The organism is Lachnospira pectinoschiza (assembly GCF_020564355.1).
Lineage (GTDB): Bacteria > Bacillota > Clostridia > Lachnospirales > Lachnospiraceae > Lachnospira > Lachnospira intestinalis.
Genome location: NZ_JAJCRR010000007.1, coordinates 39434 through 56591, shown reverse-complemented (window position 1 = coordinate 56591; position 17158 = coordinate 39434). Strand labels below are relative to the sequence as shown.

The following is a 17158-nucleotide window of genomic DNA, read 5'->3' as shown; positions in this document are numbered from 1 at the left end:
AAAGATATCATAAATTTATATTTTTTACAAGACAAAGCGGACGCCTAACTCTCATTTAGCGCCCGCTTTTTTTCATTTTTTTAATTATTTATGCAATCAGATGTTGCGGTCAAAATTCCCCGCCTATGATATCTGCAACTATTCTTCTGTATCGTTTTTTTTCTTTTTAAAAAGTACAAAACCAATCACTGCCATGCTGGCAATCAGAATAATCACGATGCCGGCCACCTTGCCAGATGAAACAGAATCACCTGTCTGAACCTGTGTTTCCTCTGCTGCATTGTCTGCCGCTGTTGTTTTTTCCGTACTCTCCGTATTCTGGATTGTCGGATTTTCCGGCTGTGCCGATGTTGTCGGCTGTTCCGATGTTGTCGGCTGCTCCGGTGTCGTCGGCTGTTCCGGTGTCGTCGGCTGCTCCGGTGTCGTCGGCTGTTCCGGTGTTGTCGGCTGTTCCGGTGTTGTCGGCTGCTCCGGTGTTGTCGGCTGCTCCGGTGTCGTCGGCTGCTCCGGTATTGTCGGCTGTTCCGGTGTTGTCGGCTGTTCCGGTATTGTCGGCTGTTCCGGTGTCACAGCCGTATCTTTATACACAACTGCGTAAGTTGAGAACTGACCGGTTGTAAATGTAATGGTCATATCATCCTGATTGAATTCAGAAGATAAAACAACTGCATCCTTTCCATGAACTCTTACAATATCATACGTTCTCTTCTTTGATGTATCCGTATTGCGAAGGCTCTCAGGAACTGTAATCTTCATTGTCAGCGCCTCATTTGTATCTGTAACAACACGGGTACTTTCTCCAACTGCCGCTTTTAATACAATATCAAGATACATTCCGGCACTCTGTCCGTCTGATAACTTCTTTGCTATCAGTTCCTTCTCTGTATCTGAAACGGTTGCGGTAATATCTGCTATATGAAGAGATATCGCTGTCTTTGCACCATTGGCCGCAGACTTTTGTTCTTCCTGTGTCAGAACCTTCTTTACAATGTCATCGGTTGTTCCCTCAACTGCAACTACCGGTGTATTTTCACCTGCAACAACATCAATGCTTACGTCGGTTTTACCGTTGTTGTCGTCATCGGTATCACCTTTGTTATCATTATCATCAAGTTTCGGAATCGCTTCGGTCTTCGTATCCCCACAGATTGTACAGGTGTACGTCTTTACGCCCTCGGCTTCTGTCGTTGCTTCTGTTGTAACCTTACCTTCATCCCATACATGTCCTGTTGCCGGAATTTCTTCTTTCTTTGTGTCTCCGCAGACTGTACAAGTGTAAACTTTTACGCCCGCTTCGGTACAGGTTGCTTCTTTTTCGATTGCTCCGTCATTCCATGTATGCTCTGTGTGTTCTTTATGTACATCATTGTAAGCTGTCTTTTCCCACTGCAGTGTTGTCATCGTCAGCTTTCCGGCACCTGTGTAAGGCTGCACCTGTGTTTCAAGGTCTGATGCCGCATACAGGGTGTAGCCGCTGTATGGAAGATTTTCTATAAATTCTCCTCTGTCCTGAACTAATGCCGTTTCGCCTTCTTTATGCGTGTTCAAAGTTATCTTTAATTCTTGTTCTTTGCTATCCAGCAGATACATCGTGTTAAATGCATTAATATAGCCGGCCTCACTGTCACCGTTACCACTGATTAATGCGTTAGTCATGCCGGACATATAGCAGTTTTCAAGAAGCATGTGCGCACCGCAGTTTGAAGAAGCGCCGTTGCTTACAATCTTCTGTGAAAATGCCGAACCGACTGTATTCTGGATATCCAGACGCATATCTCTTAAATCCTGTGCATCCATAATACAGTTATAAACGTGTGCCGTACCAAAACGCAGTCTTGGCATTCTGTCCATTGAATCCTTGTAGTAATTGTTTGCCAGTGTTACGGTAATGTTTTTAGCTGACGTATCTGTATCGGACTGTCCGAGCAGATGTGTCTTTTTCTGTCCATATGCATAGTTATAAATCTGCTGATCTGTCATGCCCGCTTCCAGTAAATGCTTATAATACGGATAGTTGTCCGGATTTTCCTTCATGGCATTCATCATCGTATCAAAAAATACGCTGTCTTCACTCGCCGGTAAAAATTCACACCATGAAATGGTTACATTGCTGCTGTCTGCTGGTGTCTTAACATCAATCACACCGTCATATGCTTTATAGAACGTACAATGGTCAATCCAGATATTGGAACTTCCCTTTTCAATTGTCATGTAGTCCCAGTCATTACGGTCATATGCGCCTTCGGTTTCATCATCCCACTCCCAGATTTCATCAAATTCGATGTTTCTGATAATGATGTTGCTTGAACCTGTAACATCAATGCAGGTATGTGTAATCTTTGCACCGTTCTTTGAGTAAATCGTCAAGTTACTCATATCCTGTAACTTTAACATGGATACACCTGTCTGTATCAGTGTCGGGTGTGTCAGCGGTGCAAGCTTATGTGCCGTAATAAATGCTTTGTAATTCTCAAAGCCCTCAACCTCGTTCGTTCCCAGTGCAATATCACTTGTCAGTTCGAGCACGGACGGTCTGCCGCTTGCTTTTATACTCTGGATAGCCTGTAAAAATTCTTCGGCTGAACCTGCGGTGTAATAATCCTTAGAAGATTCCATTAATAATCCGCCGCCGGTTGTCTTTCCGCTCTGTGCGTATCCTTCGAGTACATATTTATCCAGTCCGGTATCATCACCTTCCATGCCGGAATAGGTATCGGATACGTATTCTTTCTCAACAAATTTGTTCTCAATACCGGTATTTACGGTTCCCACATATCTTCCGCCAATCATCGCTACGATTGTATATGGATCCCAGCCTAAATAACCGGTGGTTGTCATTTCTTCCGCCTTTGCGGATGAAATCTGTCTTCTGTTAACATTAATTGCATAACCCGGTCCAAAGCTTCCAAATTCAAAGAATCTTGCGCCTGCTGCCGGATTTCCGCTCATATCCGAATACGGATTTGCAGTATTGGCACGGAGAATTTTACCCATGTAACAGTCAATCCATGTAATATAGGCATCTGCTCCCCACGGTCTTGCAAGGTAATATCTGCTGCCTGAACAGCCCGTTTCCGAAAGCACACGGCACTTGTAAAATGTCAGTCCGTATGCCGCATCAGCTCCTGTCTTTGGAGCACATACATAGCCGGAATTTTTAGCTGCGCTATAACGGAATACCAGCTTACAGTCATTAAAGAATGCCCTTGGCTCATTTCCGTAAATAAAGTCTACATTTCCTGCAATATAACACTTGTAATAATACTGTGTTCCTGCATTAGCACAAAGTGTATCCTGATATCCTAAAATTCTTACATTAACATACAAAGTATTTTCTGCATCATTTCTTAATGCATCGCAGGATTCATTGGAAAGCGAACCGTCACCAAGGTATTTGTATGTATTTTCAATGGTCAGGTTTTCTGCTGAAAATCCGGTTGCCGCCTTTCCGATGCTGACTGCACAGCGCTGGCTCATGTCACCGCCGACCCATTCTTTGGTATCATAATAAATTCTTGTCTTTTCACTGTCTTCACCAATGAGTGTAATATACGGTGATGTCACTGAAAGATGTTCTTCGTAATCGCCTTCTTTAACAAAAATCACAACGCGCCGTGTATTGGACGCTGCTACAGAATTGACTGCTGCCTGTACGGTCTTGTAGGTTGCAATTCCATTTACCTCTTCGCCGTCTGTTCCATCATAAGCAGCATCAACTACTTTCTGATAATTCGTCAGATACACAAAATTAAAGGTTTCTCTTGTGATATTGCCATCTTTATCCGTGAACCGTAATTCCACATCATTTCTGCCCTGTGCAATCTCCTTATCGTCAAATGCAAAGGTTTCTTTGGCTTTCACACTCTGTGTGTCTACTGTTTCTCCGTTAATCACCAGTGAAACATCTGCCACCTTTTCAACGACACCTTCAAGGGTAATCTTACCATCAAATACAGTGTCATAAGACCTCTTTGTAATCGTAAATCCTACCGCATCATCCTCGTATACATAATCTCCCTTATGTCCGGCACTTGGCACTGCCCATACCGTTTCTGACGGATTGCTATAGTTATCCAATGTGGTTCCGATGTAAGAATTGGCAACAATATAATAGTAATACGGCATTTCTTCAGTTACGTCCGTATCCTCGTAAGCACATTCTGTTGTCGTTGCAATTTTCTTAGCATTTTCCTCTGTTTCATCATAAGAATAACGGTATACGTCATACGCTGTTGCATCATATACCTTATCCCAGGCAAGCTTTACTTTGTCTGCCGTTGAGGAAATGCTGACAGCCGGTGTACTTAACGGTGCTATCACCGTAATCGCATCGGTCTGAACAAAGTCATTGTACTCTCCGCTTACACCGAGTTTTCCGCAGACTCTGAAATTATAATTCCCGGCATTTTTCAGCTCATACCGGTATGTTGTATCTGTAATAGCCGTGTCCACATTTTTCCATGTCTGACCGCCGTCATCTGATACCTGAATCACATACATACCGTCACCGTCTGCTTCTACTGAATTCGTCCAGCTTACGGTAATGTAATCTCTTGTTTCTGCCTGCTGTGCTGTTACACTTTCAACTACCGGTGCCGTACCCTGCGCATAATAACATGCGTTCTGGTCATACAGACACGTTCCGTCTTCTGCTGTATATTTCATATTCTGAATCACAGCCTTGACCCCTGCAAATACAAAACCATAGGACACGGCTGTATTTTCACGGTCTGTCTGAAGCAGCATTGTTGAACTATATTTATAAACGATCTGCTGCTCTTTATCGTCTTTTGGTGTAATGCTGATAACCAGACCTTCATCTGTCTTTACAAGTTCAAATCTGACACGTGTTCCTAAAGTCACATTTCCTGTCAGTGCACCTGCCGCACCCACCATTTCTGATGAAGATTTGGAATAAATCATCTTTAATTCCGTACCTTTACGGATACCTGCCGTTGCAATGCCGTTTCCGTTAAATGCGCCAAAGAACACGCCGTTAGAACTGCTTGTGCCGCACTCTAAAATCGTCACATCTGCCGTGAGCTTATTTATATCCGCTGTTTCATTAAATCCAAAGTAGCTGACACTGTCACTGATACTTTCTTTTCCGGTTAAAGTACCACCTGTCTGTGTAACGACCAGTCTTTGACCTGTCGGCTGTACAACCAGCGCATCCGGTGTACCGTAATCATATGTCTTTGGCATTTCCGGCTGCTCAACATATTCTACGTCCTTTGCTGCATAGACAACGGATATTTTACAAAGATATGCGCTTCCCGTTGATACGATTTCTACCGTTCCGGCTTCTTCTGAATCATAGGTATAGGTAGAAACCGCCGTTGTCGTATCTGCCGCAGTTCCTCCGATTGTATACAGCGCACGCTCCGCCTGATATGCTTCAACCGAAATCGTACATTTTCCGCTGACCGGCACGGAAATCTTTGCGCCTGTCGTAAACTGTGCTGAATTCGGTGTAGGACCGTTTGGTACAAGCTTACCTGTTGCTGCATCAACATAAAGTCCATTATAATAACCGGTTGTTCCATTGATACTCTGCTGATAGTAATTTCCATCATCACTGTATACAAAGGACCAGCTTGTCACTTCTTCAAATGTAAGTGTCTGTGCAGCTTTTTTCCCTGCAACCGTTACATATAAACCACTCTTTACGCAATACGGCTGTGCAAGAAAATCTCCTGAAAGCTGTAACAGATACGTACCGTCTCTTAATGAGATTGCTTCCTTATTACTAAATATATAAGTATATCCGTCATCCTGATTTATATAGGTATACGTGATATTTTTACCGCTTAAATCCGGTGTATCCGGCAGCGTAAGCGATACCTGATACGTAGGCTTTAATGCTACCGTCATATTCAGTGTACTGTCTTCTGAATAGGTAACATTTTCTGCCGGTGCAGTCAGTTCATAGTCATTGACACCCTGTAATGCTACACTGTACGGCATATCCTTTTCGAGCTTTGCCGTATAGGTCTTGTTCTTTGTATCTACTGTAACTTCCGGCACATACTCTGTTTCCCCAGCTGCCTTAAACAAAACATCCAGTCTGCTGATATCATAATCATCAGCAAATCCGCTGATACTGCCTGTTACAACACAGGTACTTAATTTCACCAGCTTTAAATTCGCTGTAATGTCTGCACTCTTGTCTTTACTGATAACATGTGTTGTCACACCGGATGCAATCTGATATTCTGCATCACTGACTGACAGTTCATAAGTCATTTCTTCATCTTCTGCCGGAACGGCGATCTCATACGTTCCGTTTGTAATTACACCCGTATAGGAAAGTTTTGTTGTCTGATTGGTTGCAACAATGGCTGTTCCATCAGGGATTTCTGCAGAAGATGTAATACTTCCTTTAATCGTTGTCTTGTCGAGTGTTTCACAGGCAATGGCAAGGGACTTAAAATAAGTATTTGATAATGCTGTTAATGTTAATTCACCTTCATCACCATCCAGATAGCAGGTAATTTCTACTTTTCTGTAATTGTTATCTTCCAAATACACTTCATTTTTTGTACATTCTGCCTTTAAAAGACCTGTGCCTGAAAGACTCAAATATTTATCTGTTAGCACGCTTTGTGTATCTGTGCTAATATTATTTTTATTAATAATAAGTGTTAAAGTTGCTTTCTCTCCCGCTGCCGGAATCGTCATCTGGGTTGTTGCATTAATCTGGATTCTATACTGTTGAGTCGTATCCGGTGCAAATTTACCTGCAGATGCATCTACATATAAGACATCCCCGTCTGTATTTGTATAGGTTCCCGTTGTCTTCTGAATGGAGCTTGCCGAATTAGAAGCTACTACACTTCCGTTGCTGTAAGTCCATTCTGCCGTCGTGTCCCCGCCTTCGGCAAAGCCGGCAGAAGTCACTGCAAGGCTGGTTGAAGAATCTGCCTGTACAGACCTAAAATACTCCTGCTTCTGCATGGTGAGTGTCACTGCCGACACATTTTTATCCGGTGTACCGGTAATCGTATAAGTTGACCAGTCGCCTGTTCCTGTTCTTGTGATTTTTACATTCTCCATGCCGCTTACAAGCACTGGATTTGCATTACTTTCTGTAATATCATAATAAGATACGATTGTAAGCGTACAGGTCTTTGCGCCCTCTACAACCGGAATGTCCAAAGACACCCCGTTATTTGCCAGAAAGTCACTATCCCTTTTTGTAAATGTGGCTGTTCCTGAAATCTGAATCGTATCGCCTGTATCATTGGTAAGTTTTCCGCCTTTTACACTTGCCGCCTCGGCATCGTCGGAATCGGTTAATGTTGAATTGGCAGCTGTCCATGTTGCCGACATCTTTACTGCTGCCGCCGCTGTTACATGAAACAGCCCTTCCGGAAACGGTATCACGGAAATAATCATGGCTACCGCCATAATCATCGCTGCAATCCGCCGGAATTCCGGTTTTTTGCGTTGAATTCTGTCCATTTTTCTCTCTCCTTTTTTGTTTATTTTTTCCCTTAGTATCATTCTTCTTTTGTATAGAAATTAGCCTTATGTAGTTCTAGAGTACTATATTCGACAAAAGACGACAACTGATTTTTGGCTGTATTTTAGTAAAAACCACTGATTTTATTATATTTTCCATTGCTATTGCCAAATGTGCAATAATATGTTATTATACCAATAGAATATATTCTAAATCTCAGTTTAAGCACAGTTTTATATCAATTAATATGTGTTTAAAATCTGATTAACTGTTGAAATCTAAGTTTTTTAGATTTCGTCTGTATTTTTTCACGGTTTTTGGAATTTACTGCGGATTCTGAAATGTCATTCTATATTCGTTCAAACACCATTTATAACCGGTTTGAAATCCCAAAAGACTTGAAAAAATTTTAGAAAATCCATTGAAATGCTTGTCGACAATCCCACAAGTCCAGTATAATAAAAGAAAGGAACCGTCTGCCTGCTGCAAAATGAGCATTTTATTAAAATGCCCGACGGCAGTGAGCAGGAACGGATTACGGATTCCAGTTTTGAAATTATCAGTAGTAAAGAAACACCGATACCACAGGTACTAAAAAATCAGCTTTACGGCGGCTCTGCCAGATGGGTGACTTAACCCGGTATGCCAAAGCTGCCGGAATTAAAAAAGTCCAGTCTGCTGTAAAGCTTCTAAAAAACGGTAAAAGTATCACAGAGGTAGCATTTCATACAGAACTTCCACAGGAAACAGTAGCCGAACTGGCACAAAGTATATCCACAGAAGTCAAATAAACAGACCCGGTCACAACCAAATGATTAACCGTGTCTGCCATAAAAAGAGCGCACCACTGGCACGAAGTACCTTTTGTATAATGGGGCTGTCACTTTAACGATTGAAAATCGTTAGGGTACCAGCCTCTTTTTCCTATAAAAATACGATTTTTAAGCTACTATTTATTAAAATAAGTGGGATGTTCCAAAAATTGGCGTACTTTAATAAACCTATATAGGTTTTAAAAATTTTTATTTTGATATTTCTAAATTCAGGCACTTTTTAAAGGAAATAAATGTGTTCCTGTCTTCCCGTTCTGAATCTTATTATGAAGTTTATTTATGTTTCTTGCAATTGCTAAAAGAGTACTTTCAGCGAGTACATTCGCAGTCCCTTTGCTTAGGTATCTTCTGAACTGCATGTCCTGTTTTATGTCTCCAAATGAGCCTTGCCTATACCATGCACGAATGTGATATTTCCAGCATTTTTGAGAGCATACAGCTTCTTGCGTAGTCTCTTTAAATGTTTGATTTTTATTACATTTCCATAAACTATTTTTATGTCATAGAGTTGTTCACATTCAGCTACAAAATCAGCTAACTTAATTAACAGTTTTGCCTGATTTTTTGTAACGGCTTTTTTCCACACGAAAGTATATTTATTGGCATTTGCCTCGATTTTTGTACCATCAATAAAGATAGTTTCACCGGATATTTCACCTAAATCAAAAAGGATATTTGAAACTTCTGCGAGAATACGCTTAGAACAAGGGGCAAAATGAATGCTCCTGAATCGTGCAAGTGTTGCATGGTCAGGTGCAGAATGTCCTTCTAAAAGAAACATGAAATTGATATCTCTTTTGCAGTTTAATTCCATAGAACGGGATGAATAATCACCATTCATGTAAGAGTATAAAACAATCTTCAAAAGTGTTCTTGGCGATAAAGAATTTATTCTATCATAAGTAGAATATAAATCAGTCACATCCATCTCCTCTACAAACTGACTGAGTAACCGCACAGAATCATTCTTAGGAATAATTGTTTCTAATTCGAGTGGAAGTTTTAGTTGATATCCACTCTGATTTAAAGTATAATCTTTTTGTAATTTATTATGTAGTAGCATGCTAATATTTTACCATAAATCCCAGGGTTTTCGAAGCCTGGGATTTATTTTTTTTAGATTATATACCACATTAACATAAAAAAGGGGCATCGCACTAATTTCTTAGTGCGACAGCCCCTTTGTGGTAATAGGGTAATTAATAATTTATATTTCACATGCTACATCATATGCTGATTTAATAGCATGATCAATATTACTTGGACGTTCTCCGGCACAATCACCAATATAGTGAAGTGGGAGAGGACAATCTGAAAGCTCTGGAAGATTCTTTCTTGCACCAACAGCCATTACAACAAAGTCTGAAGCAATTTCTTCTGTTGATGTATTGTCATCTATTGTTTTTTCAACAACTACAGAATCATCTTTAATTTCTGATAATTTTGCAGATGTTACTATTTGAACATTATAATGCTCTAATTCCCTCATTAGAGTAGGTAAAATAGTGTTACTTTCTTCTTTTGCAATCTGATCCATCATTTCAATAATTGTAACCTTACATCCGCGTGAAGCCAAATATTCAGCGGTTTCAACACCTACAAGACCACCACCGATTACAGAAACATTACCGAATACGATTTCTTTCTTGGCAAGTACATCCCATGCACTTGCTACAGTTGGAAGATCTTTGCCAGGAACAGGGATTATTGCATTGTTTGCTCCTGTTGCCACAATTACTTCATCGAATGAATTATAATCTTGGGATGTGAATTCCTGACCAAGCCTGAATGTTACATCCAATTCAGGAAGTACATTTGTATAATAATTAATGCTTCTCATCATTTCTTCTTTTCTTGGAGGTACACTAGCAATAAGTAACTGACCACCAATCTGAAGTGATTTCTCAAATATAGTTACATGATGTCCTCTTAATGCAGCAACACGTGCAGCTTCAAGTCCAGCAATACCAGCACCAATAATTGCTATATTCTTTGTTGATGCTGCAGGAGTAATCTGACGGGATCCTTCGTAACCATTTTCAGCATTAAGTACACAACTTAAGAAAGCACGATTCTGAATATTATCTGTACATCCTTTATTACACATCATACATGTTCTGACATTACAGCAATGTCCATCTGCACATTTGTTTGCAAAGTCAGGGTCTGTGAGAAGAGAACGACCTAATCCAATAATATCAGCAGAACCATTTGTAATAACTGCTTCAGCAGCTTCTGGTGTAACGATACGGCCTACTACAGATACAGGAATAGATACAAGCTCTTTGATTTTTTTAGAATAAGAAACCATAAATCCGTATGGCTGTGTTCCCATGGCAGGGATTGTATCACCCATATTTCCAGTATGGTTAGCCTGTGCAACATGTAATGTGTCAACACCGCAAGCTTCTAATTCTTTAGCAAAAATGCAAGCTTCATCAAGTGGAAGACCACCTTTTCCTCTAAAACTATTTTCTCCAAGAGGAGTAACTATAGGAAGCTTGTAGTCGATAACCATGTCAGGTACGATTGTTTTTAATCTTTTTACGAGTGTTAATGCAAAACGTGTACGATTAGCCAGGTCACCGCCATATTCATCAGTTCTATGATTTAAAATAGGAGAGCAGAGAGAACCAACAAGACGGTCTCCATGTACTTCAATACAATCAACACCAGCTTCGTGTGCTAAGATAGCACAGTTTTCCATATGCTTTATTATTTCATCAAGCTCTTCTGCAGTAACTTCATTTACAAAGTGCTGCATATCATGGTGAAGTTTAGCTCTTGCCTCCTGCATTTTGCCCTGATGGAACAAGTCGTTTAAAGCTTTAACATTGTAGTCAGGATGGAATAACTGAATTCCAAGTTTTGCGCCATTTTCATGACATGCGTCAGCAAGTCTTTTGAAGCTTTGAACCTGTTCAGATGAATAAAGCTTTGGTGTAGGAGAGAATGTTGGAAGTGGTGCAACATCTCCAATTACTATATATCCGACACCGCCTTTTGCGAGACGCTCGTAAAAACGAAAACTTTGTTCTCCAATTGAACCATCTTTTTCTTCATATCCTGTTGTAAGTGGTGGGAACATAATACGGTTTTTAAACTCAATATTTCCAACTTTTATAGGCTCTAATAATTTCATTGTTCATACTTCCTTTCAAATTGAGTATACTATTTAAGTGGTGTTAAAAACTCTAACATTAATTTGTCTAATTCTGCTCTTGCAAAAGCACTGGCAAAATTGTGGTTAGCGCCTTCAATTGTTTTATAATTGCATTTTCCATTGTAAAGTGACTCATATCTATGGCATGTTGCATCATCTACCAAATCATCTGCAGTTCCTCTTATAAGGAGGACTGGTCCGTTGTATCCTTCTGCTGACGAGAATGGCTCATAATTAAATAAATCATGATTAAAAGATGTTGGGAAAGTGAGTCCTTCAATATCGGCCTTGGTGATCCCCTTAGCTTCCATGGCTTCAGCACGATCCTTACATCCAAACCACATTCCAGCACCTGGACACATAAGCATGAGAGCATAAGGATTAACAATAGGAGCGGCAGTAGCAGCTGCGTATCCTCCCATACTCTGACCAGATAAGATAATCTTATCTGGATTGGCAAAATCTTGTGTTTTAGTCCAGTTTATAATATCCTCGATATCGTGTAGGATACCTGTAAAGGTCATGTCCTCGAATTCACCATCACTTTCACCATTTCCGTATAAATCAAAACGGACACTGGCAAATCCATGTTCAGCTAAGAATCTGGCTGTGTGCGTATAAATACTTTTGTAACCGCTTTTATTCCCTGTAAAGCCATGTACATTTACAATAGCAGGAAATCTTGTGCCATCTTCTGGAATGTTAACTATTCCGCGTAAGATGTGTCCATCACGGTTTGTGATTTCTACTTGTTTTGTCAATTTAAAATACCTCCATTTCTAATTTTATTCTGCAGTAGTAGCATTTCGCTTGTCAGCTAAATCCTGTAACATTTCAGCTGTTTTCTCTTTTGTAAGAGGGTAGATAAATTTTAATACCAGAACAGCTAATAAATATCCTACAACATATAAACCTGTATATGTTTTCCAAAGATGTCCTGAGAATGCTTCATTCTGGACAGCTTCATTAACCTGGAATCCAGCAATTGCAAGTGCAAAACTACTCATACTTCCTGATACAGCATTAGCAAGTTTACGGAAGAATGTATATGCCGAATATACAATTCCTTCATTACGTTTTCCTGTCTGAAGTTCTTGATAATCAATTGCATCATTTACAAGTGCCCAAACTAATACTTGGAAACCACTTACTCCAAGATAGCAGATTCCGTTGATGATAATAAAGAGAATAGGATTTTCAATTGGGAAGAAGAATAAAATAGCATAAACAACAACTGAGAAAGTTGCACTGTACATAATCCATTCTTTCTTTCCAAATTTCTTAGCAACAAATTTTGTGCCTACGAATGCAATAAGTGACCAGAGTACACTTAACATACCTGAAACTGCCATGATGGCAACATTTCCAAAATAATCGCGGAATAAATAAGTATTTAATCCGTTAACCATACCTGCTCCAACAATACCGATAAAGCTTGATAACATAACTCCGAGTAATGCTTTGTTTTTAGTAATATCTTTAATTACCTGGAAGTAGTTAAGCTTTTCTTTTTTCTCAACAACTGGCTCTGTAATAATACGCTCTTTACACCAATGAGATGTAAACATAAGACAGATTAATCCAATAACTGCACAGATTGCTGACATAATAAGGAAATGGCTAGGTACTGGCTGGTTATCTTTATATAAGAATACTGGTCCAGCAATAACGATAACTGTCATAAAAATTGTACCGCCAAGACTTCTGAAACGAGAAAGGTCAGTACGTTGGTTAACATCATCAGTCATTACACTTGAAAGACTACCAAATGGAACGCTGACACATGTGTACATAATTTCGTAAACAATATATGTAATGAACATATAAGCAATACGTGCACCATAAGCGAAATTGTATACGTTAACAAATCCTAATATACAGAGTACTGCAGTTGGAAAAGCAAAGAATTTAATCCAAGGAATAAATTTTCCTTTTCCTTTGTTTTTGTGGCTATCAACAAGTGCACCAATTAAAGGGTCATTTATAGCATCCCAAAACTTTGTAACAAGCATAAGGATTCCTACGTGTACTGGATTAACTTTTAATACCAGTGTATAAAAAATAGCAAGATACATGGCACGGAACTGCTCAGTACAGCAACATCCCAAATCGCCAAGAGTGTAACCAATTTTGTCCTTCATGGAAAAAGGTCTTGTTTCTTTCATGATAATTTACCTCCCAAATTTATATTGTTTTAGTAGCTACAATCTTATTATATTGTGGTTATGCTGATATCCATATACAAATATTGCTTGCAAACTACGAAAAATTGATATATTGTATATTTTGACGAAATGAACAAAAAATATAATAGGAAAGTGTACAAAATAGACATATGGAAAAGCAAGGCTACAAAATGGAATATTTGAAAATATTGGATAGTGCCCAGCGAAGCTTTGGGCAAAAGAAGAGCTATACAATTGTATTTATAGCTGGTGGGATAGGGCATATGCACCAGGAGGACGATAATATTGTATGTACTATGGAGGATTTGATATTTATTAAGCCAGGTAATAAAGTAAAACTTGAATATCGTAAAAATAAGTATCCTCTTGAAGTTTATGTTCTTTATATAGGTGGAGAACTTTTAAGGAAATTGTCAGATGAAGAAACAAGACTTGATGAAGCGTTTGATTTTGTTCCGTATCAAGTTAAGATTGTTCATTCTGAGACTGAATCGGCTATGCTTATAAAGAATATATCAAAAAAGCTCTATTCGATGAATAATGAGCCGCCTAAATTTGCCCACTCATTATACGAGAAAAGCCTATTAACTATGATTCTTGTACTTGCACTTCGCTCATCTGTTCAGGAGGATGTGCAGATTAAGACGAATAAGAAAAAGCACGTTGTAATGGATGATATTTTTATTTATATCAGAGAACATTTGACAGAAGATATCTCGTTGGAGCGCTTGGAAAATGAATTTTATATAAGCCGTTATCATATAGTAAGAGAGTTTAAAAAATTGACAGGTGAGACACCTCATTCATACATTGTAAAGAGCAAACTTGATTTATGCCGCCATTATATAGAGCAGGGGAAAAGTATTCATGAGGTATATGCGCTTGGTGGATTTGGAGGGTATAATCATTTTTTTAGAGCATTTAAGAAAGAATATGGTGTTACTCCAATGCAATATTACAAAGATTTAAAGATTGACAGGAATGAAAAGTAATGATTGTGTTTGTAGAATAAAGCAAATAAGGGGCTGTCGCTTTAACGATTGAAAATCGTTAGGGTACCAGCCTCTTTTTCCTATAAAAATACGATTTTTAAGTTACTATTTATTAAAATGAATGGGATGTTCCAAAAATTGGCGTACTTTAATAAACCTATATAGGTTTTAAAATTTTTATTTTGATATTTCTAAATTCAGGCACTTTTTAAAGGAAATAAATGTGTTCCTGTCTTCCCATTCTGAATCTTATTATGAAGTTTATTTATGTTTCTTTGCCTCGATTTTTGTACCATCAATAAAGATAGTTTCACCGGATATTTCACCTAAATCAAAAAGGATATTTGAAACTTCTGCGAGAATACGCTTAGAACAAGGGGCAAAATGAATGCTCCTGAATCGTGCAAGTGTTGCATGGTCAGGTGCAGAATGTCCTTCTAAAAGAAACATGAAATTGATATCTCTTTTGCAGTTTAATTCCATAGAACGGGATGAATAATCACCATTCATGTAAGAGTATAAAACAATCTTCAAAAGTGTTCTTGGCGATAAAGAATTTATTCTATCATAAGTAGAATATAAATCAGTCAAATCCATCTCCTCTACAAACTGACTGAGTAACCGCACAGAATCATTCTTAGGAATAATTGTTCCTAATTCAAGTGGAAGTTTTAGTTGATATCCACTCTGATTTAACGTATAATCTTTTTGTAATTTATTATGTAGTAGCATGCTAATATTTTACCATAAATCCCAGGGTTTTCGAAGCCTGGGATTTATTTTTTTTAGATTATATACCACATTAACATAAAAAAAGGGGCATCGCACTAATTTCTTAGTGCGACAGCCCCATTATACAAAAGACTGTCGTATATACAATTACTGTATATACGACAGTCTAATTAAATGTTTAACAAATCGCTGTAAACCTTTAATGCGCCGTCCGTTTCATGCGCAAGCACACGCTTTGCCAGCACCTTGCCAAGCTGTACGCCTTCCTGGTCGAAGCTGTTGACATTCCATAAGAAGCCCTGGAACATAATCTTATTTTCAAAATGCGCAAGCAGAGCGCCCAGTGACTTTGGTGTAAGACTGTCACCAATAATAATGCTGGACGGACGTCCGCCTTCAAAATTCTTGTTGCGGTTGTCATCTGACTTACCACAGGCAAATGCAACAATCTGTGCGGCAACATTTGCACACAGCTTCTGCTGGCTTGTACTGCCCTGAATTTCAATATCCGTGCCAATCTGGCTGTTTCTGAAACCTACAAACTGCAACGGCACAATATCCGTTCCCTGATGAAGCAGCTGATAGAAGGAGTGCTGTCCGTTGGTTCCCGGTTCACCAAAAATGACCGGACCTGTTGGATAATCCACCGGTTCGCCAAAACGGTTCACGGACTTACCGTTAGATTCCATGTCTAACTGCTGTAAATGTGCCGGGAAGCGGCTTAATGCCTGTGAATACGGAAGTACTGCCGTACCCGGATAGCCCAGTACATTGCGCTCATATACGCCGATAAGTGCATCTAACATTTCAGGATTTTCCATAACATTTTTATTGGCTGAAAGCTTGTCTTCTGCCGCCGCACCCTCTAAGAACTGTGCAAAAACGTCCGGTCCGAATGCCAGTGACAGTACAGCGCCGCCAACGGCTGATGTCGATGAAAAACGACCACCGATATAGTCGTCCATGAAAAATGCAGCCAGATAATCATCACTCTTTGCAAGCGGTGAAGTTTCGCTTGTTACGGCAATCATATGCTTTGAAGCATCTAAGCCTGCTTTCTTTAACGCTTCCTTTACAAAGGATTCATTGGTTAATGTTTCAAGGGTTGTGCCGGACTTTGACACCAGTACGAACAGGGCATGTGCCACGTCCACTGCATTTAAAACTGCGGCGGCATCATCCGGGTCTACGTTGCTGATAAACTGCGCCTTCATCTTTAACGTATTGTTCTTCTTTGCCCAGTTTTCCAGTGCCAGATACATCGCGCGCGGTCCTAAATCGCTGCCGCCGATACCAATCTGTACAACCGTTGTAAACTTCTCGCCTGCGGCATTGGTAATTTCACCATTATGTACTTTATTGGCAAATTCCGCAATCCGCGCCTGCTGTTTTACATAAAATTCACGCTTGTCCACGCCGTCTGCTTCTACTGCATTACCCAGCTGTCCACGGGTCAGCTGGTGAAGTACCAGTCTGTTTTCTCCGGTATTTATTACCGCACCGTTGTAGAGTTCTTCAAATTTTTCTGCAAGCTGAGCTTCTTCTGCCAGTGCCTTTAACGCATTTAACACTTCATCATCCACCTGCTTTGCGGCAAAATTATAAGAAAATCCCTCTGCCATCGGTACACTGTACTTCTTTACACGCTCTGCACCTTCTGCCCCTGACATTGCCTCTGCCAGCTTCACGCGTTTTACCTCTGAAAGTGCCTTAAAAGTTTCCAGTGTGTCTAAATTCTTCCATGTAGCCATAACCATGTCCTCCCCAACATTTCATAATATAATATG

At 39.7% G+C, this 17158-nt stretch carries 9 protein-coding genes and 2 pseudogenes; 3 read left to right on the top strand and 8 right to left on the bottom strand.

The window, feature by feature from the left end; all coding sequences use genetic code 11:
- Positions 1–138: 138 nt before the first annotated feature.
- Entirely contained in the window at positions 139–7464 is a 7326-nt protein-coding gene (locus LI288_RS13275; protein ID WP_227090879.1) for a pectinesterase family protein, read from the bottom strand.
- 508 nt (positions 7465–7972) lie between these two features.
- On the opposite strand from LI288_RS13275, the gene LI288_RS14360 reads away from it, so the two are divergent.
- Entirely contained in the window at positions 7973–8101 is a 129-nt protein-coding gene (locus LI288_RS14360; protein WP_264473994.1) for a hypothetical protein, read from the top strand.
- Positions 8089–8256: a hypothetical protein gene (locus LI288_RS13270; protein WP_227090877.1), complete on the top strand. Its 168-nt coding sequence runs from the start codon at positions 8089–8091 to the stop codon at positions 8254–8256. Before LI288_RS14360 ends, LI288_RS13270 begins: the two co-directional genes overlap by 13 nt.
- A gap of 251 nt (positions 8257–8507) precedes the next feature.
- On the opposite strand, the gene LI288_RS14735 is transcribed toward LI288_RS13270, so the two are convergent.
- From LI288_RS14735 to LI288_RS13250, 5 genes and pseudogenes are all read right to left on the bottom strand, one after another.
- Positions 8508–8705, bottom strand: a complete 198-nt coding sequence (locus tag LI288_RS14735) for a hypothetical protein (protein WP_369122878.1) — start codon at positions 8703–8705, stop codon at positions 8508–8510.
- A pseudogene (locus LI288_RS13265) lies at positions 8684–9361 on the bottom strand (transposase); the annotation flags it as partial. The gene LI288_RS14735 and the pseudogene LI288_RS13265, both read right to left, overlap by 22 nt.
- A 144-nt stretch (positions 9362–9505) precedes the next feature.
- On the bottom strand, positions 9506–11440 hold the full coding sequence (bilR, locus tag LI288_RS13260) for a bilirubin reductase, long form (RefSeq protein ID WP_227090873.1): 1935 nt from the start codon (positions 11438–11440) through the stop codon (positions 9506–9508).
- A gap of 29 nt (positions 11441–11469) precedes the next feature.
- Positions 11470–12222, bottom strand: a complete 753-nt coding sequence (locus tag LI288_RS13255; RefSeq protein ID WP_227090872.1) for an alpha/beta hydrolase — start codon at positions 12220–12222, stop codon at positions 11470–11472.
- A 24-nt stretch (positions 12223–12246) separates the two neighbouring features.
- Positions 12247–13626 carry an MFS transporter gene (locus LI288_RS13250; protein WP_227090870.1) on the bottom strand — a complete coding sequence of 460 codons (1380 nt, stop codon included), beginning with the start codon at positions 13624–13626 and terminating at the stop codon, positions 12247–12249.
- A 170-nt stretch (positions 13627–13796) separates the two neighbouring features.
- Between LI288_RS13250 and LI288_RS13245 the strand changes: the two genes are divergently transcribed.
- Positions 13797–14639 (top strand): helix-turn-helix domain-containing protein, encoded by an 843-nt coding sequence (locus tag LI288_RS13245; RefSeq protein ID WP_227090868.1) that lies wholly within the window; start codon positions 13797–13799, stop codon positions 14637–14639.
- Between the two features lie 264 nt (positions 14640–14903).
- On the opposite strand, the pseudogene LI288_RS13240 reads toward LI288_RS13245, so the two are convergent.
- Positions 14904–15371: pseudogene (locus LI288_RS13240) on the bottom strand (transposase); the annotation flags it as partial.
- 170 nt (positions 15372–15541) lie between these two features.
- Positions 15542–17122 carry a glucose-6-phosphate isomerase gene (locus tag LI288_RS13235; protein ID WP_227090866.1) on the bottom strand — a complete coding sequence of 527 codons (1581 nt, stop codon included), beginning with the start codon at positions 17120–17122 and terminating at the stop codon, positions 15542–15544.
- Positions 17123–17158 lie beyond the last annotated feature (36 nt).